Origin of the sequence: Faecalibacterium sp. I3-3-33, assembly GCF_023347295.1 — a bacterium.
Taxonomy (GTDB): domain Bacteria; phylum Bacillota; class Clostridia; order Oscillospirales; family Ruminococcaceae; genus Faecalibacterium.
Genome location: NZ_CP094469.1, coordinates 2,879,422 through 2,905,522, shown reverse-complemented (window position 1 = coordinate 2,905,522; position 26,101 = coordinate 2,879,422). Strand labels below are relative to the sequence as shown.

General features: G+C 57.3%; 19 protein-coding genes. 9 read left to right on the top strand and 10 right to left on the bottom strand.

Annotated elements, in window-relative coordinates:
- Window positions 1-1,827: an amylosucrase gene (locus MTP39_RS13570; protein ID WP_249240931.1), complete on the top strand. Its 1,827-nt coding sequence runs from the start codon at window positions 1-3 to the stop codon at window positions 1,825-1,827.
- Between the two features lie 11 nt (window positions 1,828-1,838).
- Window positions 1,839-2,771 (top strand): carbohydrate kinase family protein, encoded by a 933-nt coding sequence (locus MTP39_RS13565; RefSeq protein WP_249240930.1) that lies wholly within the window; start codon window positions 1,839-1,841, stop codon window positions 2,769-2,771.
- A gap of 57 nt (window positions 2,772-2,828) precedes the next feature.
- Here MTP39_RS13565 and MTP39_RS13560 read toward each other — a convergent pair whose 3' ends face one another.
- Window positions 2,829-3,290 (bottom strand): hypothetical protein, encoded by a 462-nt coding sequence (locus MTP39_RS13560; RefSeq protein ID WP_249240929.1) that lies wholly within the window; start codon window positions 3,288-3,290, stop codon window positions 2,829-2,831.
- Window positions 3,291-3,882: 592 nt separating this feature from the next.
- Between MTP39_RS13560 and MTP39_RS13555 the strand changes: the two genes are divergently transcribed.
- On the top strand, window positions 3,883-6,501 hold the full coding sequence (locus MTP39_RS13555) for a family 78 glycoside hydrolase catalytic domain (RefSeq protein ID WP_442899402.1): 2,619 nt from the start codon (window positions 3,883-3,885) through the stop codon (window positions 6,499-6,501).
- A 110-nt stretch (window positions 6,502-6,611) separates the two neighbouring features.
- Here MTP39_RS13555 and MTP39_RS13550 read toward each other — a convergent pair whose 3' ends face one another.
- The 4 genes from MTP39_RS13550 to MTP39_RS13535 all read right to left on the bottom strand — a co-directional run bounded on the left by MTP39_RS13550 (window position 6,612) and on the right by MTP39_RS13535 (window position 13,062).
- On the bottom strand, window positions 6,612-7,460 hold the full coding sequence (locus MTP39_RS13550) for a sugar phosphate isomerase/epimerase family protein (RefSeq protein WP_249240928.1): 849 nt from the start codon (window positions 7,458-7,460) through the stop codon (window positions 6,612-6,614).
- 3 nt (window positions 7,461-7,463) lie between these two features.
- The gene (locus MTP39_RS13545; protein WP_249240927.1) at window positions 7,464-9,278 is read right to left on the bottom strand and encodes a family 43 glycosylhydrolase; all 1,815 of its coding nucleotides are present in this window, start codon (window positions 9,276-9,278) and stop codon (window positions 7,464-7,466) included.
- 4 nt (window positions 9,279-9,282) lie between these two features.
- Window positions 9,283-11,490: a glycoside hydrolase family 2 protein gene (locus MTP39_RS13540; protein ID WP_249240926.1), complete on the bottom strand. Its 2,208-nt coding sequence runs from the start codon at window positions 11,488-11,490 to the stop codon at window positions 9,283-9,285.
- 81 nt (window positions 11,491-11,571) lie between these two features.
- The gene (locus MTP39_RS13535; RefSeq protein WP_249240925.1) at window positions 11,572-13,062 is read right to left on the bottom strand and encodes an MFS transporter; all 1,491 of its coding nucleotides are present in this window, start codon (window positions 13,060-13,062) and stop codon (window positions 11,572-11,574) included.
- A 228-nt stretch (window positions 13,063-13,290) separates the two neighbouring features.
- Here MTP39_RS13535 and MTP39_RS13530 point away from each other — a divergent pair, with 228 nt between their 5' ends.
- Window positions 13,291-14,592, top strand: a complete 1,302-nt coding sequence (locus MTP39_RS13530) for a glycoside hydrolase family 1 protein (protein ID WP_249240924.1) — start codon at window positions 13,291-13,293, stop codon at window positions 14,590-14,592.
- Between the two features lie 54 nt (window positions 14,593-14,646).
- Here MTP39_RS13530 and MTP39_RS13525 read toward each other — a convergent pair whose 3' ends face one another.
- Window positions 14,647-15,183 (bottom strand): TetR/AcrR family transcriptional regulator, encoded by a 537-nt coding sequence (locus tag MTP39_RS13525; RefSeq protein ID WP_249240923.1) that lies wholly within the window; start codon window positions 15,181-15,183, stop codon window positions 14,647-14,649.
- 262 nt (window positions 15,184-15,445) lie between these two features.
- Here MTP39_RS13525 and MTP39_RS13520 point away from each other — a divergent pair, with 262 nt between their 5' ends.
- The 3 genes from MTP39_RS13520 to MTP39_RS13510 all read left to right on the top strand — a co-directional run bounded on the left by MTP39_RS13520 (window position 15,446) and on the right by MTP39_RS13510 (window position 19,111).
- Window positions 15,446-16,453, top strand: a complete 1,008-nt coding sequence (locus MTP39_RS13520; protein WP_249240922.1) for an SDR family NAD(P)-dependent oxidoreductase — start codon at window positions 15,446-15,448, stop codon at window positions 16,451-16,453.
- 75 nt (window positions 16,454-16,528) lie between these two features.
- Window positions 16,529-17,875 (top strand): MATE family efflux transporter, encoded by a 1,347-nt coding sequence (locus tag MTP39_RS13515; RefSeq protein ID WP_249240921.1) that lies wholly within the window; start codon window positions 16,529-16,531, stop codon window positions 17,873-17,875.
- Window positions 17,876-17,911: 36 nt separating this feature from the next.
- On the top strand, window positions 17,912-19,111 hold the full coding sequence (locus MTP39_RS13510) for a helix-turn-helix domain-containing protein (RefSeq protein ID WP_249240920.1): 1,200 nt from the start codon (window positions 17,912-17,914) through the stop codon (window positions 19,109-19,111).
- Between the two features lie 88 nt (window positions 19,112-19,199).
- On the opposite strand, the gene rhaD is transcribed toward MTP39_RS13510, so the two are convergent.
- From rhaD to MTP39_RS13495, 3 genes are read right to left on the bottom strand one after another with little or no spacing between them, the layout of a single operon-like run.
- Window positions 19,200-20,027, bottom strand: a complete 828-nt coding sequence (rhaD, locus tag MTP39_RS13505) for a rhamnulose-1-phosphate aldolase (protein WP_249240919.1) — start codon at window positions 20,025-20,027, stop codon at window positions 19,200-19,202.
- A 19-nt stretch (window positions 20,028-20,046) separates the two neighbouring features.
- On the bottom strand, window positions 20,047-21,306 hold the full coding sequence (locus MTP39_RS13500; RefSeq protein WP_249240918.1) for an L-rhamnose isomerase: 1,260 nt from the start codon (window positions 21,304-21,306) through the stop codon (window positions 20,047-20,049).
- Entirely contained in the window at window positions 21,303-22,625 is a 1,323-nt protein-coding gene (locus MTP39_RS13495) for a rhamnulokinase (protein WP_249240917.1), read from the bottom strand. Before MTP39_RS13495 ends, MTP39_RS13500 begins: the two co-directional genes overlap by 4 nt.
- Window positions 22,626-22,779: 154 nt before the next feature.
- Here MTP39_RS13495 and MTP39_RS13490 point away from each other — a divergent pair, with 154 nt between their 5' ends.
- Window positions 22,780-23,652, top strand: coding sequence for an AraC family transcriptional regulator (locus MTP39_RS13490; protein WP_249240916.1), 873 nt, complete (start codon window positions 22,780-22,782; stop codon window positions 23,650-23,652).
- A 437-nt stretch (window positions 23,653-24,089) separates the two neighbouring features.
- On the opposite strand, the gene MTP39_RS13485 is transcribed toward MTP39_RS13490, so the two are convergent.
- A complete protein-coding gene (locus MTP39_RS13485; protein ID WP_249240915.1) occupies window positions 24,090-24,956 on the bottom strand; it encodes a MurR/RpiR family transcriptional regulator in 867 nt (288 codons plus the stop codon).
- A 202-nt stretch (window positions 24,957-25,158) separates the two neighbouring features.
- On the opposite strand from MTP39_RS13485, the gene murQ reads away from it, so the two are divergent.
- Window positions 25,159-26,067, top strand: a complete 909-nt coding sequence (gene murQ, locus MTP39_RS13480; protein WP_249240914.1) for an N-acetylmuramic acid 6-phosphate etherase — start codon at window positions 25,159-25,161, stop codon at window positions 26,065-26,067.
- The last annotated feature ends 34 nt before the right edge of the window (window positions 26,068-26,101 follow it).

Below are 26,101 nucleotides of genomic sequence, written 5' to 3'. Positions count from 1 at the left end.
ATGAAGGATCAAACTGCATTTTCCACCCGCTTTGCCCACCATAAGGACGAGCTGGAATGGCTGTTCATGGAGCTGTACCACAACCGGGAAGGGCTGGAAGTTCTGGAGCGGGAGATGGCAGAAGCCTACAACGCCCGCAGCGCCGAGCTGAAAGCACTGGACAAAGCCCGCACCGCCGACCCGGACTGGTACAAGCGGGGCAATATGTTCGGCATGACCATGTACACCGACCTCTTTGCCGGAAATCTGAAAGAACTGGCAAAGAAACTGCCCTACCTCAAGGAGCAGAAGCTAACTTATCTGCACCTGATGCCCCTGCTGCAGATGCCCCATCCCCACAACGACGGCGGCTATGCGGTGGAGGATTTTGACACCGTAGACCCCGCTCTTGGCACGAACAAAGACCTCGAGAACCTGACCCGGGAGCTGCGCAAGGCAGGCATCAGTCTGTGTCTAGATTTTGTCATGAACCACACCGCCAGCACCCACCGCTGGGCCATGGCGGCAAAGGCGGGCGACCCGTGGTTTCAGGCCTATTACCACCTCTATGACGACCGCACCATCCCTGACCAGTACGAGCAGACCGTGCCGCAGGTGTTTCCCAACACCGCGCCCGGCAACTTTACATGGTGCGAGGAGATGCACAAGTGGGTGCTGACCACCTTCCACGACTACCAGTGGGATCTGAACTATGCCAACCCGGCGGTGTTCGTGGACATGACCAAGAGCATCCTGCACCTTGCAAATCTCGGTGTGGAAGTGTTCCGCATTGACGCCGTGCCCTACATCTGGAAGCAGCTGGGCACCACCTGCCGCAATCTGCCGCAGGTGCACACCATTGTGCGGATGCTCCGCATGGTGCTGGAATGTGTCTGCCCCGCTGTCATCCTCAAGGGCGAAGTGGTCATGGCTCCCAAGGAGCTTGCCGCCTACTTCGGCACTCCGGAAAAACCGGAATGCCACATGCTCTACAACGTGTCCACCATGGTCAACCTGTGGAGCGCTCTTGCCAGCCGGGACACCCGGCTGCTGAAAGCGCAGTTGGATGCCCTTCACGCCCTGCCGGACAACTGCTGGTTCGTGAACTATCTGCGCTGCCACGATGATATTGGCTGGGGTCTGGACGAAGCGGTGGAAAACCGGCTGGGCATCGACCCGCAAAAGCATAAAGAATACCTGTACCACTTCTACGAGGGCAATTTCCCCGGCAGCTGGGCAAAGGGTGAGCTGTACAATTACGACCCTGCCACCGGCGATGCCCGCAGCTGCGGCACCACCGCCAGCCTGTGCGGCGTGGAGCAGGCACTGGAAAAGGGCGATAAGATTGCACTGGACTACGCTGTAAAACGTGACCTGCTGCTGCACACCGCCATGGCGTTTTTGCAGGGCTTCCCCATGCTGAACTGCGGCGATGAGATCGCCCAGCGCAACGGCTGGGATTACAAAAACGACCCTGACCGTGTGGAGGACAGCCGCAACCTGCACCGCAGCAAATTTAACTGGGAGGACGCCAAGCAGCGCACCCGGAAGGGCACGCTGCAAAACCAGCTGTGGCAGGGCATGGAACAGCTGCGCCAAATGCGTGCAGACCCCTGCTTTGCCCCGGATGCGTGGGTGACCACATGGGACAGCCATAACCCCAGCGTGCTGGCACTGGTGCGCAAGCGCGGCGAGGAAACGCTGGTGGGACTGTTCAACTTTACCGAGTACCCGGCAGGAGCCAGTCTGGACGCTCTGGGCGGCGAGTATCACACCCCGGAGGGCACTTCCGTCTGGCTGGCGGATGTGGAGCTGGAGCCGTATCAGGCGCTGCTGGTACGCCGCTGAAAGGAGCAGCCATGGATATTGTAACGATTGGTGAAGTTTTGATCGACCTGACCCAGACCGGCAAGGACGAAAAGGGTGTTCCACAGTTTGCTGCAAACCCCGGCGGTGCCCCGGCAAATCTGGCGGTGGCTGCTGCCCGGCTGGGGGCACAGACCGCCTTTATCGGCAAGGTGGGTGCAGACGCCTTTGGCCGCTACCTGAAAGAGGTTCTGGCAGAAAACAAGGTAGACGTTTCCGGCATGGCGGTGGATGCAGACCACCCCACCACCATGGCAGTCGTGTCGGTGGATGCCACCGGTGAGCGGAATTTCAGCTTCTACCGCAGCGCCAATGCCGATGTGATGCTGAGCAAAGAGGACATTTCGGAGGGCGCTCTGAAAGCTGCCAAAATCGTCCACTTCGGCTCTGTCAGCCTGACCGCTGACCCCTCCCGCACCGCGACGCTGGATGCTGCTGCCCGCGCCAAAAAGCTGGGTGCTGTCATTACTTATGACCCGAATTACCGTGCCAACCTCTGGAAGAACAAAGAGGATGCCATTGCTCAGATGAAAGCACCCCTGCCGCTGGTGGATATCTTGAAAGTGTCCGATGAAGAACTGCCCCTGCTCACCGGCACCACCGACTGCGAAAGTGGCACGGCACAACTGGCACAGAACGGCATCCGACTGATTTTTGTCACCTTGGGTGCAAACGGCGTATTCTACCGCTTTGGGGAGAAAACTGGTCATGTGGCAGGCGTCCCCTGCAAGGTGGGCGACACCAACGGCGCAGGCGATACCTTCTTTGGGGCTGCTCTGTCCAAGCTCTGCAAGGCGGATTTGAACACCCTGACCGTGGACAAGCTGGAAGGCATTCTGGCCTTTGCCAACAAGGCTGCCAGCATCACCACCAGCCGTCACGGTGCGATCCCTGCCATGCCTGCATTGGAAGAAATCGAAAAATAACAGAACCGGCCACCAATCTGTAGCAAATCATACAGGCTGGTGGCCGGAAACCATGGGTTAGAAGATTAAGGACAAAATAAAAAACAGGGCGCGTCCACCCGGGCGCACCCTGCCAAAATCCACATACGATAGCGATATGTACAACAGGAAGTTCCCCAGCGGGAACTTCCTGTTTTTCTTTGCCGGAGATGTGAGCCTGCTCTGCCTGCCACACGGCAAGCTCGCGTTTGCGAAGCGCAGCGCAGCAATGAAAGCCCCAGTGGGGCTTTTAAGCGGCAGCGCGGTCTGCGACAGCAGATGGAGGGGCGTTGCCCCGACAAGCGCTACCCCAACAAGATCACTTGGAAAACTCGCAAGAGTTTGAGAAGTGAAGTCCCGGATGGACAGGAAATTTTCAAGAATTGAAAATTTGTGGCCACGGGACGGTTCTTGCCCTCTACCGCTGCGCTCAAAACCGTTTCCGGGTAATTGTTTCCGAATTGTTAAGGTGCAAAAAATAAGTAGCGGGTCTCTGCTCATGTAATGGAAATCACCGTTTGCTCCGAACGAAGTTCCTGCCCATGTTTGTGCAGCGGCGTTGACGGAAAGTCGGTATCACGTTCGGTCGGCTCATGAAATTTTCAAGGTACAACTCCCGTAAAAGAAAAATACCACCCTGCAAGACAGGCGAAAAATTTTGTCGGGTGAAGTAAGCGGCAAAATGAATCGGGTGTGTTGCGGAGCGGTAAATCTTTCAGGGATAATCCACGGTGAGGCAGCGTTCAAAATGAACACGACCACATCTTGTAGAGGACTTCAAACCAATCCACAAGAACGGTGGGATTTAGAAGAAAAATACCAAAGTATGTAGAATGCGTCAAGAGGATTTTGAGAGATTTATGCCAGTAAAGTGGAGAGAGTAGGACTTATTTTATCGTGCAATCCCTGCCTTACCCAAAGTATAACAGGAGAACCGCAGACAGTACGGATGAAAAATCGTGGAGCGAGATGAATTTTTTGGATTATCATAAATAGCACGACTTTTTGACCGACAACACAAATTTTTGCACCCTTATTCCGTGGGATTCCCTCTATAATAAGAGCAGAGATCAAACGGAAAAAGGAGATGTGGATGATGCAAGCAACAAACCTGAAAACGAATCATCTGACCCAGCCTCTCGGTATAGATGCCGGGACGCTGTTTTTATCGTGGCAGTGCGCCGAAGGCGTGCGCCAGACCGCCTACGAAATCGAAGTGACCGCCGGAGCCGAAACGCTGTGGGCAAGCGGAAAGATCTTGAGCAGTATGATGCACACCGAAACGCCCACCCCTGTGCCGCCCAAGATGCAGGGACAGTGGCGCATCCGGCTGTGGGATGAAAATGACCAGCCCGGTGCATGGAGCGAAGCCGTCTTTGAAACGGGTCTGCCCTTTGCCGACTGGCAGGGCGTGTGGGTCTGCCCGGAAACGGAAGAACCGGATATCGATTGCACCGATGCAATCAACGCCTTTGCAAAGCCCAACTGGGAGCAGAAGCAGGCTGCGCTGGAAGCCTCCGGCAAAGGGCAGGCGCAGCCGTATCAGCCCCACCGTCCGGCAAGCTATCTGCGCAAAGTGTTCACCGCCCCGGCGGGGCAGCGCAAGCGGCTGTATATTACCGCTAAGGGTCTGTATACGGCATGGCTGAACGGCAAGCGGGTCGGCGATATGGTGCTTGCTCCCGGCAGCTTTACCGCAGACAAGCACCTTGGGGCACAGACCTACGATGTGACAGCGCTTGTCCGTGAGGGGGAAAACGAGCTGCTGATCGCGCTGGGCGATGGCTGGTACCGCAGCACCTCCGGCGTGGATGGTGACCGCGACCTGTTCGGCAAGGAACTGGCTGTCCTGTTCCAGCTGGAAGTGGATGGCAAGGCGGTCTGCGTTTCGGATGATGCCATGGAAGCAACCCAGTGCGGTCCCATCCGGCAGAATGATCTCCAGCAGGGCGAAGTGTATGATGCCCGGCGGGAAGGAGAACTGACTGGCTGGCACGGCGTGAGGACTGCGCCCAACACGCTCCCCCTCATTGGCATGAACACCGTGCCCATCCGGGAGCAGGAAGCCTTTGCGGGCAGGCTGTTCCGCACACCCAATGGAGAAACGGTTCTGGATTTCGGGCAGAATATGGCAGGCTATGTAGAAATGAAGCTGACTGCCCACGAAGGCCAGAAGATCCGTCTGTTCTGCGGCGAAACGCTGGACGAGAACGGCAACTTCACACAGGAGAACTTTCAGGACAGGAACCGCCACAAAGAGGGCGGCACGGCACAGCTGCTGGAGCTGATCTGCAAAGAGGGCGAAAACCACTATAAGCCCAGCTTTACCATCATGGGCTTCCGGTACGCAAAGGTGGAAACGGACATCGACCTGACCGGCGCAGAGTTTACCGCCCATGCCGTCTATTCGGAGATGCCGGTCACCGGCAGCTTTGAGTGCGGCAATGCGGATGTGAGCCAGCTGGTGCAAAACAGCGTGTGGAGCCAGAAGGGCAACTTCTGCGATATCCCCACCGACTGTCCTACCCGTGAGCGTGCCGGCTGGACGGGCGACATGGGGGTGTTCATTGAAACCGGTCTGACCCTGATGGATTGCTACCCGGTGGTGGAAAAATGGCTGGCAGAATGCCGCCTGAACCAGTACCCGGATGGGCGCATGGCAAACATTGCCCCGCCCACCAGCCGCCCCGGTTATATGACCCCCATGCTCTGCATGTCGGCGGGCTGGGGCGATGCTGCCATTCTGGTGCCCTACGCTCTTTATCAGCGTACCGGCGACCGCAAGATCCTGGCAGACAACTACGAGATGATGCAGAAGTGGTATGCGTTCCTGCTGGGGCGTGCCCAGCAGACCACCGAGGAGCAACAGACCGGCGAGTACGCCAAATACACCGTTCTGAACGGTCTGGACTACGGCGAATGGTGTGAGCCGGGCATTACCCCCATGCAGGCGATGATGAACCCGCGCAAAAGCGTGGGTACGGCCTACCTTGCGTACTCCGGCAGACTGCTGGCAGAAATCGCCGTTGTGCTGGGCAAACCGGAAGAGGCAGCGCAGTACCGTGACACAGCGGAAAAAGCCCGCCTTGCCTATCGTGCCGCCTTTACGGATCACGGGAAAATTACTTCTGACCGCCAGTGTGAATATGTCCGTGCCATTGCATTCGGTCTGTTGGATGAAGCTGAGAGCCAAGCCGCTGCGGATATGCTGAACCAGATGGTGCTGGAAAACGGCTGCCACCTGAACACCGGCTTCCTTTCCACGCCCTTCCTCTGTGAGGTGCTGGCAAAGTATGGTCATGCGGACACCGCTTACAAGCTGCTGCTGCAGGATACTGCCCCCAGCTGGCTCTATGAGGTCAAACAGGGCGCTACCACCGTCTGGGAAACGTGGACGGGCATTGACACCAATGGACACCCCAGCGAATCCCTGAACCATTATTCCTACGGCGCGATCTGCGGCTGGCTGTTCGGCGGTGTGTGCGGCATCCATCTGGCAGGCCAGACCCTGACCATCGCTCCCACCCCGAACCCTGCACTGGGTTGGGCAAAAGCGGTGTACGATTCCCCGGTGGGGCGCATTGAAAGCGGATGGCAGTATGCAGGCGATGCTGTGACCTACACCATCACCGTGCCCTGTAATCTGACCGCAGAGGTTGCCCTCCCGGATGGCAGAAACCTGACCTTGCAGCCGGGAACCCATACCCTGTAACGCAGAAATATTCCCCGCAAAACACAGCGCCCCGCACCGGAAGGAGTAACCGGTGCGGGGCGTTGCTTTTATGGGGATAATGAAGAAGAAAATGATGAGAAAATGGCAGATCAGAATTTTTGTGCAAGGTATTTTGCACTGAGCTGGAAGCTCTTGACAGGGGAATTGTCCACCCAGTTGCGGTGGCTTTCCAGAATGATGGCATCTACATTCACGGAAAGTGCCTGTGTCATCAGGCTGTCCAGATCCATGTTGCCTGTGCCCAGCTCCATACTGTCGGTTTTCAGAATGGGGGTAATGGCGCTGCCGGTGATGCGGGTGCCACGGTCGTTGATGTGCCACAGCTTCATGCGAGGACCAAGCCGCTGCATCCACGCCAAGGCGTTTGCACCGCCCTCGGTGAACCAGTAGCTGTCAAACTCAAAGTTGACGAAGGCCGGATCGGTTTCCTCTAAAAGAATATCGTAAGCACGCTTTTCTGCGTTTACAGGACGCAGCTCGCAGTTGTGGTTGTGGTAGAGCAGGTGGATGCCCTCTTTTTGCAGGGTTTCGCCCGCCTTGTTCAGCCGCTGTGCCAACTGGTGCATCGTGGTTTCATCGCCGTAATCAAAGCGGTACATCCCGGTGATGACCACATACTCCGTGCCAAAACTTTTTGCTTCCTCGGCCACTGCATGGGCATCTCGTTCCAGAGAGCCAAGGTCGGTGTGCAGGCTGACCACCTGAAGGCCTGCCTCCTGCACCAGCTTGTGCCAGTCCAGATTGCCGCCCTTGCCCACCGGCATTCCGGCGGCCTTGGTCAGCAGCTTTACCACAAAGCCAATGGGATGGATCATAAATCCACACAGTTCAATGCCGTCGTACCCGGCGGCTTTCATGGCGGCAAGCGTTTCTTTCGCCTGCTGTTCGTTGTTCAGTACAGTGCCCAGCATAAATTGCTGCACGGCTTTGATGGGCATGATTTACCCCTCCAGTTTGAATGTCTTGCCCGGCGTGATGCCGTTTTCGTTAAAGCTGTCCACGCAGATGTAGTATTCCTGCCCGGCGGTCAGGGTGGAAAGGGTCACTTCGTCTGCATCGTAGACCAGCCAGCTCAGATAGAGCTTGTCGGGTGCAACGCCATAGCGGACATTGCAGCCCTGCGCGTTTTCGATGTGCTGCCAAGTGATCGTTGCATCCAGTGCATCTACGCGAGCCCCGGCGGCTTCGGCCTGTGCGGGCTTCGGGCCTTCGCCGTTGCCGAACACCCGCAGGCCGCTGATGCGCAGTGCCTGCCCATAGGGCAGTTCGCCGCCGGTCACCCGGACATACCGTGCCCGGATGCCATCGGCATATTCGTAGTAGCCGTTGGAGCACTCCCGGGCAACCGTTTCGCAAATCGTCCAGTCTGCTCCGTTCACACTGGTCTCTACCGTGTAATGGGAGATCTGCGGCCGGGTCTCGATGTGGCGGGTCTTGCGGGTATCGCCGTAGCTGTCGGCTGGGAAGTCCACCACAAGCTTTTCATCTGCCATATTTACCTGAATGGCGCGGATATCACTCTCTTTGCCAAGGTCCACGCAGAGCCATTCGCCCGGCTCTGTACCAGCGGCGCTCCACCAGCTGCGGCAGTCCTCGTTGACGGCCAGTGCCGGGCTGCTGCCCTCGGCAGTGCTGGAAGCCGTGACCGGCTTTTTGTAGCTCAGAAGCATCCATTCCGGCTGCTGGCTGGCGGCATCGAACTTGCCAGCCGGGATGCAGTGCGGGTAATCGGCAAAGTTCTGGTTGCAGTAGAGAACCCCGTCTTTGTCGAACCCGGCAGGGAACAGCCCCACCCGGCGCTCAAAGTCATAGTTGACGGAAATGCGCATGGTAGAGGCGTGCCACCAGTTGCCATAGCGGTCGGCAATGGTGCTGCCGTGGCCTGCGCCGGTGATGAATCCGCCGGGCTTTGCGGAAAACGGGTTGGATGCCTGCCGCACAAAGGGACCCAGCGGAGAAGTGGAGGTGTATACACCATCGGCGTAAGTGTTGTACTGAGTGCCGGGGCAGGCGTATTGCAGGTAATAGAGGCCGTCATGCTTTGTCATAAAGGCACCCTCAATGTAGGGTTTGCCCACGGCGTTGAACATGGCAGTCAGGCTTTCGGCACTCAGGCCGGGGATGTTTGCCATCTGCGGCGGCAGATCCAGCTTGCCGGTTTCTGGGTTATAGAACTGCTTCATGGACTGGTACAGCACGCTGGCTTCCCGGTCCACAATGCCGTTGTTGCCGGGGCGTTCGTAGCCCAGTACGGTTTCATTGCCGAAGATCAGCTCCTGCTTTTCCCCGATGGGGGTCATGGTGTCCGGGTCCATCTCCACGCCGTAGATGGGCGTAGTATTGGAGCAGCCCCAGTAGAAGTACACCCGGCCGTCATCATCGCAGAACAGATCCGGGTCCCAGAAAGCAAAGGGCGCAGATACTTCGGTAAACGGCTCGGTCAGGGGGTCGGCGGTGCGCAGAATGGGACAGTTGCGCCCCTTGCGGCTGGCGCAGAAGTACAGGAAATCGCCCACCTGCCGCACATCGGGGGCATAATCGTAGATCAGCAGATCCGGGTCTGCATGGAAGTCCCAGTGCAGCAGGTCGTCCGAATACCAGAAGCCTGCCGACATGGAAACAAAGAGATAATATTTGCCCTTGAAGGATACCAGCGTGGGGTCTGCACCCTCCCGGAAACCTGCTGTACGGGGACCTTCCTTCATGTGCTGGTAACGGTAGCCCAGATCAAGGGGGTTACAATAGGTTTGTTTCATCGAATCACTCCTTGGAAATGCCCTGCAATACACGGTTCAGCTGCTTGATGTCCTCTTCCGAAGCGCCGGCCTGCATCAGCATGGATTCAATGGTCATCCGCCGCATAGCACGCTCCATCATCGCCACCAGAGCCGGGTTGTCCTTCACGGCGGCGGCAACATCTCCGCGGGCAGCGGCGGCTTTATCAGAGATCTGCTTCAGGATGGGACCAACTTTCGGGTCTGCCGTGGCGGCAGCCATGTTGTCCTTGACCGACCAGCAGCTTTCGTCCAGCTCGCCGTCAAACCAGTTGGTCACGTTCTTGCGGTTGTCCATGGCGTAATCCGGGTTGGGGGCGTCCACCTTGTTCACCAAGATCACGCTGCTGTGCTCACCGGAGCGTGCCTCAATGCTGTGCTTGCCGGTGATGGGCAGCTGGAAGGTGAACACCTTGTCGCCCTTACGGGTCTCCACCAGCTGACCGTCCTTGTACAGCGAGACCTCCGGCAGATTGGAGTAGACCTTGATCTCAGTCACATCCTCGGCGCGGTCTACATAGCGGCTGCCGCACAGGTGCACGAACGGTTCCTTGCTCCAGTAGGCCTTGTAGAGATAGAAGGGGTCTTTTTTGAGCTTGCGGTCAAAGGTGACAAGTCCCTTCTGGTTCTCGCCATGCTTGCCGCCCTCATCACGGCCATCGGCGGCAAAATCAAACATATTCCACACATGGGTCGCCCACAGCCACGGACGAGCGGCGATCATCTTTGCGATATGCTCATGGTAAACGCACTGGTAGCTCTCGGTGTAGTCGCCCTTTTCCGGGTGGCTGCTCTGGTACTGGGGGTTGGCATCTGCGCCGTACTCCGAAAAGCCGATGCAGCGGTCAGGGTAATCGGCGTGGTACTTGTCAAAGAACTCGTCGTTCTGCTCCAATTCGCCCAGATACCAGCCGAAGTAGAGGTTGTAGCTGTTCACATCGGGAATTTCCAGAATGGGACTGGTGGTCTCCAGCATAAACACGTTTGCCATGGTGGTCTTGCGGGTGGGGTCCAGCTTGTGCGCCAGCTCGTTCAGCAGACGGTGGTTTTCCAGCAGATCCTCGTTGACAGCAGAAGCAGCGGTGATCTCGTTGGACAAGCCCCACACGGCAATGCAGGGGTGGTTGTAGTTCTGGACGATCAGCTCTTCCATCTGGGTCAGGGTGTTGGCACGGCCGTTGGTCATGTGCATGGTGATGTAGGGGATCTCTGCCCAGATGACAAGACCCTTTTCATCACACAGGTCGTAGAAATACTGTGCGTGCTGATAGTGTGCCAGCCGGATGGTGTTGGCGCCCATTTCCAGAATGATGGAGATATCCTCCTCCATCATTTCGTTGGTCAGGGCATAGCCCACACCCTTACGGTCCTGGTGGCGGGAAACACCGCGCAGCGGATATTCCCGGCCATTCAGGATAAAGCCCTTCTGGGGGTCGATCTCAAACTTGCGGCAGCCGAACCGGGCGGAGGTCTCCTCGCCATTGTCCAGCTTGGCAGATACGGTGTAGAGGAAGGGGTCGTCCACGCCATCCCACAGATGGGCGTTGTTCAGCGTGAAAACAACCTTTGCGGTGCCCTTTTCCACCGGGGCGGTGAGGGTCTGACCCTCCAGTGCAAAGGTCACGTTCTGTGCGCCCACCACGGCGGCTTCCACGGTGACCTCGGCGGTCTTGGCAGCAAGGTCGGTGACGATGGGGGTCACCTTCAGTGCCGGTGCGCCATTAGCGGGCAGGGCAAAGTGTTCTGCCGGGACGATATGCAGGGTCACATCCCGGTAAATGCCGCCGTAGAAGGTAAAATCGGCTTTCTGGGGATACACGGTGTCGTTGTCGCGGTTGTCCACGGAAATGGCCAGCAGATTTTCCTCTTTGAGGTGGTCGGTCAGGTCTACCCGGAAGGTGGAGTAGCCGCCCTTGTGCTCGGCCAGCTTTTCACCGTTCAGGTAGACGGCGGCGGTCATGGCTGCGCCGTCCAGCTGTAAAACAGCCTTGCCGCCTGCCGGGATGGCGGGCTTTGCCAGAGCCAGCGTATACCAGCAGGTGCCGCGATAGTAATCGTTGCCGCCGTCCTGACCGTCCACGGCGTTCCATGTGTGGGGCAGGGTGACGGCCTCGCCCATAACGGCGGCGGGGATGCCGGGGTTCTCCTTGGTAAAATGCCAGTCGCTCTGATTCAACAGGATGGTCTTGCTCATGGTAAAAACTCCTTTATAAAAGATGGATGGAATCAGCAAAGACCGAAAGAGCGTATGAGCCCTTTCGGTCTTTGCAGGGTGTTACTGCATCTGTTCTGCAATTACTTCATGACGAAGGGCTTCTTTCTTATCTGCGATGCGCTTCTGGACGTTGACCATTTCTTCCTTGGTCAGCGGGCAGCCCAGCATGGCGATCAGGGTGATGGCCCAGCCCAGCATGGGCAGACCGAACTTGATGGCAAGGGTCATCCAGAAGATGCCGCTGGTGTAGGGATCCGTGGGCTGGGGCATGGTGGTGGTGTAACCCAGAAGGGCGACCGCACCGGTGGCGATGACAGCAGCCACCGAGGTGATGAGCTTGTCCACCAGACTGTAAGTACCAGAAACGACAGCCGGGATATAGCGGCCGCTGCGGTCCAGCTCGTAGTCAATGGTATCGGCCATGTAAGAAGTGTTGGAGGTGGTAATGCACATCATGGAACCGTTCTGCAACAGAGTCAGCAGGACGTAAACGATCATGTTCCAGCTGCCGATCACACCGATCTGATGAGTGTCGGTAAAGATGAAGAACAGGAACAGCACAGAGGCGATGGCCATGCTGACGCAGGTCCAGGTCACGATGCCCTTTTTGCTGCCATTTTTGCCCACATACTTTGCACCGAAGGCCGCAAAGAAGATGGAAGGCACCATGCTGATCACGCCAAGGGTGGTAGCAAGACCCATGTTGCCGATGAGGATGCCGTTCAGCATCGTGTTGATGATGGCCTGGCTGCCTACCTGCTGTGCCAGCTTATCGGAAGCGTTGGAGGCGATGTAGCACTGCAGGGGCTTGTTGTGCTTGAGCACCTCAAGAATATCCGCAGTTTTCAGCGGCTCGTGTTTTTTGTTGGTGCCCTCGAAGTTTTCGGGCTTATCGTAGGCGGAGATGCCGGCGCAGACGACCAGGGTGCCGATGCCGGCAATGATCAGCACGATGGTGCAGACCGTGCTGAGGAAGTCCTGATTAAAGGTGCCGCCGCACTTGGGCAGGATGACGGTGTAGATCAGCATACTCATGCCCATGGGCACGAAGTAGTTCAGCGCAGTGCTCCAGACACCGATGGTGGGACGCTGGCGGGGATCGTTGGTCATAATAGCCGGCAGGGTCTGGGCGGTCATGTTGGTGACGGTATAGCCGATAATGTAAATAATGTAGGTCAAAACGAACACCGGCAAGCCGAAGCCTTTGCTGGAGCACAGGTTGAACATACACAGCAGGCCGACAGCCTCGATCAGGTAGCCGCTGATCAGAAGAATACGCAGCTTGCCGAAACGGGTGTTGACGCGGTCGTAGATGAACGCCAGCATCGGGTCGGTAAAGCCGTCCAGAATGCGGGCCAGCATCAGGATGAGGCCCACGGCTGCAGTGGTGATGCCGTAGCCGATGCTGGCAGAATAACTGGCCATACCGATCAGGGAATAGATGCTCATGCCCACAAAAGCGTTGCAGGCGTAACAGATGATCTGCCAGAGCTTTGCACGGCGGTACTGGACGCCGTCTACTTCACTGGCACTGGGTTTCTTTTGGAACATAATGATTTTCCTCCTTTTTGTGTGAACTGAGTTCCGCTTTTTCTGACACCAGAATAACAGAATGCAACAGCCACTGCCGGATGAAAAACGATAGTTAAGGATAAAAATTCGTGCAATAATTTGTGGTGCGTGAATTTGCGCCCGCCTTCACGATTTATTGTCCCATAGGGGCAAAACAGGTCTGCTACAATAGCCTCAACAAGCAACACGCAGGAAGGGAGAACCATCATGCAGAAATTTGAAAAAGGCTTTTTCATCGGTGCTGCAACAGCAGCCCATCAGGTAGAAGGCAACAATACGAATAGTGACTACTGGGCACAGGAACAGCTGCCCCATTCCAGCTTTACGGAGCCCAGCGGCATTGCCTGTGACCATTATCAACGGTACGAAGAAGATATCAAGCTCTTGGCTGATGCCGGGCTGAATGCCTACCGCTTTTCTATCGAGTGGGCACGGGTAGAGCCGGAGGAAGGAAAGTTCGATCCGGAAGCTATCGAGCATTACCGCAAGGTGATCGCCTGCTGCAAAGCGCATGGCGTAGAACCCATCGTGACGCTGCTGCACTTCACCAGCCCGAAATGGCTTATCTGCAAGGGCGGCTGGGAAACCGAAAGCACCGTAGAGGATTTTAAACGTTATGTGACCTATGTGATGGAACAGCTGGGCAGCGAGCTGCGCTATGTCTGCACCATCAACGAGGCCAATATGGGCTTGCAGCTGGCCGCGATCTCCAAGCGGTTCCGTCTGATGGCAGAACAGGCTGCCCAAAATGCCGCATCGGCCGGAAAGTCTGCCGAGGGTACGGTGCAGGTGGGCATGAACTTCCAGAAGATGATGGAAAACATGAAGTATGCCGCCATGGAGAATGCACAGGTGTTCGGCACACCCCAGCCGCGGATCTTTGTCAGCGAGCGCACCCCGGAAGGTGATCTGCTGGTGATGCGTGCCCATGCAGCCGCACGGGATGCCATCAAAGCCCTCTGCCCGCAGGTCAAGGTGGGCCTGACCCTCTCGCTGCACGACTTGCAGGCACAGCCCGGCGGCGAAGCCTTTGCCGAGGCCGCATGGCAGGAGGAGTTCACCCATTATCTGCCTTATATCAAAGACGATGATTTTCTGGGTGTGCAGAACTATACCCGCACCCTTTACGGCCCGCAGGGGCAGCTGCCGGCACCGGAGGGCGCAGAACTGACCCAGATGGACTACGAGGTCTATCCGCAGGCACTGGAACACGTCATTCGCAAGGTGGCAGAGGAATTCAAGGGTGACCTGATCGTGACCGAAAACGGCATTGCCACCGCCGATGATACCCGCCGTGTGGCGTTTATCCGGCAGGCGCTGGATGGCGTGCAGCACTGCATCGCCGACGGCATCCCGGTGAAGGGCTACTTCCATTGGAGCCTGATGGATAACTTTGAGTGGCAGAAGGGCTATGCCATGCAGTTTGGACTGATCGCCGTGAACCGCGAAACGATGGAGCGGACCGCAAAGCCCAGCCTTGGGGTGCTGGGTAGTTACGCAGAAAGATAAGCTGCAATAGCAAAAAACAGGCTGCGGAAGATGCTTCTTGCAGCCTGTTTTGGCTCAGTGGGAAAGATGCAGACCGTGGACACCATTCGCAACCACGGCGGCGATCACATCAATTTGTTTTTGTGCCAGTTTTGCGTCGGTGTTCAGAAGCCCGGAAAGACCGTTCATTACAAAAATCAGGATCGCACCGACATTTTCATATTGGGATGGTTCCATGTTTGCGAGTTTGATTTGTTCCAGTATCGCATCACGCAGATGCTGTGTAAAGCGGTTCATCGCGGATGCCGGAACCACACCGAGATAATCGGTCGCCTGCTGGAGATTAGCAAACATCTCCCGCACAAAAGCCTCCGGCGTATCCAGCAGCTGCTGTGCGCCGCCCATATTGTCGCAGACGAGCTGGACCGTTTGCCGCTCCATTTCGGCGGTGAGGGCATCCAGCGTTTCATAGTGGGAATAAAAGGTCGTTTTGTTGATCTCGGCCCGTTCGGCAATTTCTTTGACCGTGATCTTTTCGATCGGCTTCTCCCGCAGCAGGGCAACAAACGCTTTCTGAATGGCACGCTTCGTTTTTTTGACCCGGATATCCATACAATTCCTCCATCAATTGATTTCATAAAGGGTGCTTAACCAACGCTTTGAATGTGATTCGTTGCTTAAACACCGGACACGCCGGAAACTGCTGATTGCAGCTCCTGCGCCACAGTGTTATTATAGCACCACAGGGATGGATAAGCAACTGATGGTTGCAAATCTGATTCGTAAATACGATAAATCATCGGGAAACCATCCACGATGAAGTGGAATGGCTGAAGCAGAACGATATGATCTGAGAAAAAGGAGAGGATATAGGATGGATTTTAACAGTGTCAAAGGTAAAGTGGCCATCGTCACCGGCGCAAGCCGTGGCATCGGCCGGGCCATTGCCGAGTGCTTTGGCGAAAACGGCATGAAGGTGGTCTGTGCAGCCCGCAGTGCAGAACAGGGGCGGGCTGTGGCAGATGGCATCTGCGCCAAGGGCGGCGATGCCATCTTTATCCAGACCGATTGCAGCAAGGCTTCTGCCATCAAAGAACTGGTGGATAAGACGGTGACGCACTACGGCAAGCTGGATGGCGTTGTCAGCAACGCAGGCATCGGCATGGGCGGCACACCGTTGCATGAGTATGAGGTAGAGGATTACGAGAAGATCTTCTCCCTGAACAGCGAGGGCGTCTTTGCCGGGATGAAGTACGGCGCCAAGGCCATCCTCAAGAGCCACAGCGAAGGCGGATTCCTCATCAATGTGGCATCGGTGGCGGGTCTTGTGCCCCAGCGTGGACAGGCGCTGTACAGTGCCACCAAGTTCGGCGTGGTCGGCATGACCCGCGCAGCGGCACTGGATTACGCAGAATACGGCATTACCGTCAACGCTATCTGTCCTGGCTACACCAGAACCAGCATTTTCGGGGATGCACCGGCTGCGGCCATGGACTTCTTTGCAGCCGACTGCCCGGCAAAGCGGATGGGCGACCCGGAGGAGTGCGCTGCATTGGCACTTTTCCTTGCCAGCGGTCTGGCACGGTACATCACCGGTGCAGCCATCCCGGTGGACGGCGCACTGTCTGCCGGACACCAGAGCATCAGCAGCTGGAAGCACCCGGAAATTTTGACCGGCGGCAAGCTGAACAGCCAGAGCACGATTGCAGCGCTGATGGAAAACGAGGCCGCAAAAGCCATCGTGGAGCAGTACCTGCCCGGTTTTGCCGATAACCAGCAGGCAAAAGCTGCCTACGGCATGACATTTGGCAAGATCGGCCCTATGCTGGGGCTGCCGGAAACGGTGCTGAAAGCACTGCTGGATGCGCTGGACAACCTGTGACCGAAGCAGCTCGGAAAGCTCCCTTGACAGGGGCTTTCGTTTTGCCTGCGTGCGGTTGATTTTTGGGAGGAGACCATGAAAAACGAAGCACTTTTCCGTACCGGCTCTGTCTGGAAATCCATCATTTCCATGGCGGTGCCCTCCATTATCATTATCCTTGTCATGGTGCTGTACAACATGGCGGATATGTTTTTTGTGGGCTGTCTGGGCGATACCGCACAGGTGGCGGCGGTCTCCGTTGTGGGGCCGGTGTTTTCGATCCTTTCGGCAGTAGCGACCATGCTTGGCGCAGGCAGCAGCGCCATCATTGCACGCTGCTTTGGCGCCGGCGAGATCGAGCAGGGCAAGACTTGCTCCTCGCTCTGCTTCTGGAGCTGCTTTTTTCTGGGCGTTCTGGTCAGCATAGGTCTGCTGGTGGGTAGAGTGCCACTTCTGGGGGTGTTGGGCTCAAATGCAGAATTTTTTCCCTATGCAGAGCGGTATCTTCAGGTCCTTGCACTGGGTGCGCCGCTTTTTATCCTGTCCAACAGCATGGCGATGCTGGTGCGTGCAGAGGGCGCAGTAAAAGAAGGCTTGATCGGCAATCTTCTGGGCACGCTGGTCAACTGCATTTTTGACCCGCTGTTCATTCTGGTGCTGAACTTCGGCGTCAGCGGTGCGGCTGCTGCCAGTGTGCTGGGCAATCTTGTGGCAACGGGCTGCTATCTGCGCTACATCGTCAAACACGGCACGGTGCTGACCATTGATCTCCGTCCTGCCCTGAAAAAACCGCAGATGCTGGGGGAGATGCTGGCCATTGGTCTGCCCAACGGGATCAGCAGCCTGCTGGCAGGGTTTGCCTCCTCCTTCAGCAACCGGCTGCTGGTGACCCACGGCACGGCGGCGGTCGCAGCCATGGCGGCAGCGGGCAAGACGACCATGATCATCAGTATGATCGCCATGGCGATCTGCATGGGGTGCCAGCCGCTTCTGGCGTACAGCTACGGCGCAGGCGACACGAAGCGCCTGAAGCAGCTTTTGAAAGATCTGATCCTGCTGACCGTTGTTTTTGGTGTTCTTGCCGGGGCGGCCAGCTTTGCCGGACGCAATGCCCTGATCGGGATGTTCATCAAGGAAGAAGGGGCATTCCGTCTGGGGACGCAGCTGGTGATCTATCTGGTGCTGGGCAGCCCGGTGATCGGTCTGACCTATCTGGCAACCAGCCTGCTGCAATCCGTGGGCAGGGCAAGTGGTGCGGTGGTGCTCTCTCTTTTGCGGCAGGGGCTGCTGCTGATCCCGCTGCTGTACCTGATGAATGCGCTTTGCGGGGTGCAGGGCATTGCGGCGGCGCACCTGATGGCAGACGTGGGCGCTGCGGTCATCTCCGCAGGCATCCTGCTGCACTGGCTCCGGGCATCGGTAGAAAAAACGGCAGAAGTATGATATACTGTTTCCATCAATGAGCCGGAGGGATTAGGCATGGATGTTCTCCAGAATATGATGCTGTTTTCCGAGCTTGTCCAGTGCGGCGGAAATGTATATACATGGTGCTATGATGCACAGGGGAAGCTCTTGCGGAGCAACTGCCCGGACGAGGCATTTCTTGCCAGTGCATTTGAACTGTTCGGCTGCAAACAGCGGATGCTGGAGCATGGGGATCGGGACGATGTACCTGTTACCTTGGGGACGGCATTGGGTCTTTTGTGGGGCGCAGCCTTTGAAAAGGAAGAGGGAGAACTGAAGCGTGTCTGGGTCATCGGGCCGGTGTTCTATCAGGATGTGACAATGCGCGGGATCGAGGAAGGGCTGAAATATTACAGCAAGCTGGAGATCAGTGTGGCATGGACGATCCAGCTTTACAAAGCCCTTGAAAAAGTTCCTACCCTGCAAAACACCATTATGAACCGCTATCTGCTGATGATGCACTACTGCCTGACCGGGCAGCGGCTGGAGCTGAGCAGTGTGAACAGCAGTGCAGCACAGGACGAACGGCTGAAAAGCGATGCCATTCCCCATGACCGCCATAAGATCTGGATGGCGGAGCAGGGAATGCTGCAAATGGTCCGCACCGGAGACCTGAATTACAAGCAGGCACTTTCCAACAGTATGAGCATAAGCGCAGGCGTGCCGGTGCAGAGCAGCGATGTTCTGCGCCAGAGTAAGACTTCCATCATCGTGTTCACCTCGCTGGTGTGCCGTGCCGCCATTGAGGGCGGTCTTTCCCCGGAGGAGGCGTACTCGCTGGGGGACAGCTACATTCAGACGGCAGAAGCGGCAAAATCGTTGGATGAACTGAGCCCGCTTGCAATGATGATGTACGATGATTTCATTCGGCGTGTCCACAAACACCGGACGAACCCCAACCTCAGTATGCAGATCCAGAAATGTGTGGATTATATCGAGATGAATCTGGACAAAAAGATCGTGGCGGAAGATCTTGCCGCTCTGGTGGGCTACACGGAATACTACCTCACCCATAAATTCAAGGAAGAAACGGGTCTGAGCGTCACGAACTATGTGAAGTTTGCAAAGGTCGAACGCGCGAAGGTTCTGCTGAAAAGCACAACGCTCAGCGTCCGGGAAATTTCCGAGCAGCTTGGCTTTGCCACCCGCAATTATTTCAGCGCAGTCTTTCAAAAGGTCACCGGAAAAACACCTATGGAGTTCCGGGAAACATAAAGCAGAACAGGCATCCTGCGATACCATTTGGCGGTATCGGACAGGATGCCTGTTTTGCTAGGATGAAGAAAAATGGGGGGAAAATAGCTCAGTTAAGGAACTTCTCGTTCAGGGTCACGCCAAAGTCGCGGGCAATGGCGCGCAGGTCATCGTCGGTGATGGTCTGCCGGATGATGCCGCCGCCCATGGAGAGCACCTTGACGTAAATTTCGGCACTCTTTTCGATGGTGTGGGCCAGACCGAAGGTGATGTCAAAGTCCGGGCCGGAAGCAAACAGACCGTGCTGTGCCCAGATGGCTGCCTGATAGTGCTTCATCAGCTCACTGGTGGCCATGGCAATGTCCGCCCCGCCGGGCACCATCCAGGGGCAGACGCCCACACCCTCCGGGAACACCACCGGGCACTCGGTGGCGCTCTGCCACAGGGCACGGGTGAAGTCCCGGTCGGTCAGGGGCAGGATGTAGGTCAGGGCAATGACGTTGGTGGCGTGGCAGTGGTAGATGACGCGGTTTGCGCCATTGGTGGCGGCTTTGCGGACGCTGTGGTTCATAAAGTGGCTGGGGAACTCGGATGTGGGCTTTGCGCCGCCCTCCAAGCCCCAGACGATGCGCCAGCTGTCGCCCTTGTCGTTGATCTCCACGATGCCGATGCTGTGAACAGGGTCCGGCTCCACGTTGCGGAAAAACTTGCCGGAGCCGGTGGTAATGAAATACTCGCCCGCCAGATTGTCCGCCTGCACCCCCATGTTCACCCACTCCCGTGGCTGCTCATCAAAGAAGGGGCGGCACTGCGCCACTTCTTCTTCCTTCATGCGGTAGGTCAGGTTGCCGCCGTTGCGCTCGTGCCAGCCCTGCAGCCAGCCATCGTTGCACATCCGCATAAAGCCTTTTACAATCTCAATATCCAGAATACCCATCTTCAAAAACCTCTTTCCTTCAAATGCGCTTGCTCAGCACGTTCTGCTCGTACTTTTTGACTTCCTCAAACCATGCACCATCCACCGGCACACTGTTCCGGCGGCAGTATTCGTCCCAGACCTCGCCAAAGGGCAGGGTCTTCAGCTCCTCCTGCCGCACCATTAGCTCGGTGAACTGGTTGGTGTCCTGCAGCTCTTTCAGCGCCGTGTGGGGGGTACACAGGGCAGACAGCAGTGCCTTTTCCACGTTGCGGAAGCCCACCGTCCATGCGGAAATGCGGTTGATGGAAGCATCAAAGTAATCCAGTGCAATGTTCACCCGACCATCCAGACCGCCGCAGCGGACGATCTCCTTGCAGATCTCCTTCGTTTCATCGTCGAACAGCACCACATGGTCGGAGTCCCAGCGGATGGGGCGGGTAATGTGGAGCGCGATCTCCGGGAAGAAGGCAAGCAGGGCAGGGATCTTATCGCTGACCACCTCGGTGGGGTGGTAGTGACCGTTATCCATCAGGGGAATGCACTTTTCCCGGTTGAAGGCGGCATAGCTCAGGGCAAACTCAGCGCTGCCCACGGTGTAGGCCTCCACACCGATGCCGAACACCTTGCTCTCGATGCAGGGCTTTACCAGCTTGAAGTCGTAAGGTTCGCTCAGGATCTCGTCGATGCTTGCCTTATAGCGGTCCCGGGGACCTTTGCGGTCCGCCGGTACGTCCTTGAAGCCGTCGCCTGTCCAGATGTTCATGGTGCAGGGCTGCCCCAGTTCCTCCGCCAGATACTGGCTGATGCGGATGCAGGCCTTGCCATGTTCTACCCAGAATTTCCGAGTCTCCTCGTTGGGGCTGGCAAGGGTCAGAGGATCGCACTTGGGGTGGGAGAAAAAGGTGGGGTTGAAGTCTGCGCCCAGCCCTCTTGCCTTGCAGAAATCCACCCATTTTTTGAAGTGCTTGGGCTCCAGTTTGTCCCGGTCTACCCACGGGTTCTCCTCGTCAAAAATGGCGTAGGAGGCATGGAGGTTGATCTTTTTGGTGCCGGGGCAGAGGGACAGCACCTTGTCCATGTCGGCCATCAGCTCCTCCGGGGTGCGGGCACGGCCGGGGTAGTTGCCGGTGGTCTGGATGCCGCCGGTCAGGGGCTTGGTGGGGTCGGTATCAAAGCCACGGACGTCATCTCCCTGCCAGCAGTGCAGGGAGATGGGCACGGTCTTTAACCGGGCAATAGCGGCATCGGTGTCCACACCAATGGCGGCGTAGCGGGCTTTTGCTTCTGCGTAGCTCATAAAGTTCCTCCTTCAGGAATGCTCATCTGAATCTTCAAATTGCCGATGGCGGTGGCCTCAATGGGCAGCGCCACCACCTGTTTCCCGGTATAGTGGGCGGTCAGCTCGTTCAGGGTGGCGTTCTTGGCGCCGCCGCCTGCGATGTACAGCTTATCCCAGTGCTGCCCGGTGAGGGCTTCCAGCTCCCGGAATGCTTCCCCGTAGCAGTACGCCAGTGAATGATAGACGCTGTTGATGAGGTCGGCATCCGTGGCAGGAGCATCGCCGGTCTCGGCAAGGGCGGCTCTGATCTCTGCGCGCATATCCTGCGGGGCAGAGAAGCGGGCAGCGTTCACATCAAAAATGCGGGTGTAGGTGCTGGTTTTGGCCAGCTCCACCATCTGGGCAAAGGAGATGCCCAACTGCTTTTGCAAGCACTGGATGATCCACAGTCCCATGATGTTTTTCAGGTAGCGGATGTACCCCACGCCGCCCTCATTGGTAAAGTTTGCACGGCGGCTTTCCGGGCTGGTGATGGGCGTTGCCAGCTTGACCCCCAGCAAACTCCATGTGCCGGAGGAGAGGAACGGCGCATCCCCCTGTTCCATGGGAATGCCCTCCACGGCACTGGCGGTGTCGTGGGTGGCGCACAGCACCACCTTGGTCTGCCCGCCCACCTCGGCGGCGATGTCGGGTAGCAGGGGACCCAGCACCGTGCCGGGAGCGGTGAGCTTGGGGAACATCGCCTCCGGCAAGCCCAGAGCCTGCAAAATTTCCGGGTCGTACTCCTTGGTCTGGGCGTTCACAAGCCCGGTGGAGGTGGCGTTGGTGTACTCCCGCGCCTTTACGCCGCAGAGCTTCCACAGCAGGTATTCCGGGATCATCAAAAAGTCCTCGGCCTGCGCCAGCCGCCCAGCTGTTTTGTCGGCATACAGCTGATAAATGCTGTTGAAGGGCTGGAACTGGATGCCGGTGCGCTGGTAGAGTTGCGCAAAGGGCAGGATGCTGTGGACTTCGGAGATCACGGCCTGTGTCCGGTCGTCCCGGTAGGCGTAGACCGGGTAGAGGGGCTGACCGTCTTTCAGCAGCACATAGTCCACTGCCCATGTATCAATGGAAAGGCTCTCAATCTCCGGGTACTTGACAAAGGCTTCCCGGATGCCCTGCTTCACGTGGACGAACAGGCTGTCGATGTCCCATTCCAGATGACCGTCCACCCGCCGGACGCTATTGGGAAAACGGTACACTTCCTCGGTGCGGAGAACGCCGTTCTCCATCCATCCCACAATGTGCCGCCCGCTGGATGCGCCAATGTCGATGGCAAGATAATTTTTGTGCATAATGCGCCTCCTGTGTGGCTTTGACTGCTACCAGTATAGCCCCATGATGCCGCCGATTCCATCCGCAAAGGTGACGCATTTTTTGTGAAAAGTCTACTCTTGCACGGCAAAGGCTGGTGCGCTATACTGAACACAGAAAGAGAGGAACCGGAAAATGCTGACCTACAACATGGATGTGACCCCGGAAAGCGTTTGGAAGCGCACCACCCCCAGCGAAGCAGAGCTGGCACAGCCCTACTACTGCACCGAGGCAGGGGTGTTTTACGCCCAGCAGCACTTTTCCACCGCCCGCACCGATAAAGAAAGCTACCTTCTGTTTTACACCCTCCGGGGTGCGGGACTGATTGAGCAGGGGGAAAGCCATGTGGTACTCAGCACCGGGCAGGCGCTGCTGCTGAATTGCCGCACGCCGCAGAGCTACTGTACCGCCCCGGGGCAAAGCTGCTGGCATCATTACTGGGTGCATCTGGACGGCGCAGGGGTCGCCGCTATGGAGCCGCTGCTGCTGCCGGGCAAAAAACTGACCCCGGTGCAGCTCACCGGGGTCAAGATGCAGGAATATTTTGAGACGCTTTTAGCGCAGATGGAGCGCAGCACCGTGGACAGCATGGTGACCACCGGCTTGGCGCTCCACGAGATGCTGGCCCTGTGCGCCCGTGGCATCCTTGCACAGGCTGAAGCCACCAGCGCACGGCAGGTCATTTTGCAGGCGGCGGAGACCCTGCGCAAGAATTACCAGCAGGAACTTTGCCTTGCCGACCTGCTGGCAGAAGCGCACATGAGCAAAAGCTATTTTCTGCGCCTGTTCCGGCGGTATATGGGTACGACACCGTATAATTATCTGGTCAACTTCCGCATTACACAGGCAAAGGAACTGCTTGTCCTCACCGACCACAGCGTCAGCGAAATTGCACAGAAGGCAGGCTTTGGCGATGCCAGCAACTTTTCCACCCGCTTTGCAAAAGCCACCGGGCAAAGCCCCCTGCAATACCGCAAAAGTGCGCTGAAAAGTGCAGAAGAACGATAAACAGGGCTTCCTGTTCGGGTGTCTGCCCTGAAAGCTCCACAGGCAATCGGCTTTTTTTCGCAAGTAAAGAGCCTGATTTTGCGGTGCGGCCACTCAAACCAATGCCGCCAAGTCGGTAGGGAATAGGACGATTTTATTTGTCGGAGAGTAAGTGCACGGTTTCTGCACGGTTTTTGCACGGTTTCAAACCGTGCAGAGGGTGCTTTTTGGTGCAAAATCCGACAAAGGGTGCAGAAATTACCGGGTGAAAAATCACGTTGCTTTGATTAAAAATGACGATGAATCGAAACTTCCATAAATTGAGACGAACCGGCGGCTTGCTCTCTTAATCAGTGGGCCCAGGGTTCGAGTCCCTGGAGGTGCACCAGATATTGAACGTCAAATCGTAAGATTTTGCGTTCTTTTTGTTATTGCACCCTGCGGCGGCGGCTTCTGCTTTACGGCTGGGTCAGCACCTCCGGGTCACCGGGCTTATAGATATGAGTCTTGGTCAGGCGGCGCATGGTGTCCTCGTGGTTGCGGCTGGCGTAGGCGGTGTACAGGATATCCATCACGTTCAGCTGGGAAAGCCGGGAGGACATGGCACCGTTGCGGAACAGGCTCTCGTTGGCGGCCACATACAGCACATGGTCGGCCAGCTGCGCCACCTCGGAGGGGTAGTAGCGGGTCACTGCGATCACCGGTGCGCCGCCCGCCTTCATCTCCTTGATGCACTGGATCATCTCCATGGTCTGCCCGGAGTAGGAGAACACGATGCCCACATCCTGCGCGGTGGCGTTGCGCGCCTGCAAAAGCTGGGAGTGGGAGTCCTCGTTGACCACGCAGGGCTTGTCCAGCCGCAAAAATTTCAGGTAGGTGTCTTTTGCCACGCACAGCGAGGAGCCGATGCCGAACAACAGCACCGTGCGGGCGTTGGCGATCAGCTCCACGCACTGCTCCAGCTCGTCCAGCAAAAGCAGCCGCTGGGTGTCCAGCAGGCTCTGGATGTTCTTGTGGGTCACCTTTTCCGCGATCTCCTGCAAACTGTCCTGCGGGGTGATGTCCTTTTCCCGGTGGCTGCCGTTCTCCCCAAGGGTGGCAAGCTCCAGCGTCAGGGCGTGGCGCAGCTCCTTGTAGCCCTGAAAGCCGATGACCCGGCAGATGCGCACCACGCTGGAAGGGGAGGAGAAGGAGCGCCGCGCCAGATCCCGGATGGTAAGGGTGGTGGTCTCGTCCGGGTTGTCCAGAATGAACTGCGCGATCTGCCGCTCGGTGCTGCTGAGGGAGGGCTGCACCTCCCGCAGGCGTAAAAGAACGTTCTGCATATAGATACCTCTGTTGTATTTCAGGATGGATTGAACAAGCTGCACAAAAAAGTCGTACTTATAAGCAAAAATTTCAAAAACAATGCTTGTATAAAACATTGTACCACAAAATAGTCTTTTTGTGGACATTTTGTTTGAAAAAGTTTATACTTTGGTCACAATCACGCCGCAAGGGGTGCGGCGGAAAGTTGAGGTGCAGGAAATGGGATTGAATCTGAGTGGGATGACCACCGAGACCCGCAACCCGCGCACGATGCAGCTGGACCAGATGTCCCCGCTGGAGATCGTGACAGTCATGAACGAGGAGGACGCCCGGGTACCGCTGGCCATTGCCAAGTGCCTGCCGCAGATCGCGCAGGCAGTCACATGGGCGGCAGAATCCTTTGAAAAGGGCGGACGGCTGTTCTATATGGGCGCCGGTACCTCCGGCCGCTTAGGCGTGCTGGACGCCGCCGAGTGCCCGCCCACCTTCGGTGTGCCGAAAGAGATGGTGGTAGGGCTGATCGCCGGCGGCGAAAAAGCCTTTATCGAAGCCGTGGAAGGCGCAGAGGACAGCCGGGAACTGGCTGTTGAGGATCTGAAAACGCACGGCCTGACCGCAAACGACCTTGTGGTAGGCATTGCCGCCTCCGGCCGCACGCCCTATGTGCTGGGCGGTCTGGACTACGCTAAAAGCGTGGGCTGCCACACCGCCGCCATTGCCTGCAATATCGGCAGCGCCATCGGCAAGGCCGCAGAGCTTGCCATCGAGGTGAATTGCGGCCCTGAGGTGCTGACCGGCTCCACCCGGCTCAAGTCCGGCACGGCACAGAAGCTGATTTTGAACATGATCTCCACCGGCTCCATGGTGCGCACCGGCAAGGCCTACCAGAACCTGATGGTGGACGTGCAGCAGACCAACGAAAAGCTGCACACCCGCGCCGAGAACATCGTTATCGACGCCACCGGCGTGGAGCGGGAGAAAGCCCGCGCCGCCATTGACGCAGCGGGCGGCAGCGTAAAGACCGCCATCACCATGCTGCTGGCAGACTGCGATGCCAAGGAAGCCGCCCGGCGGCTGGAAAAAGCTCGCGGTCATGTGCGGGAGGCCATCCGGCTGGAAGTGCTGTAAGGCACATTATTCTACTCAAGTTCCTTAGCGGCAA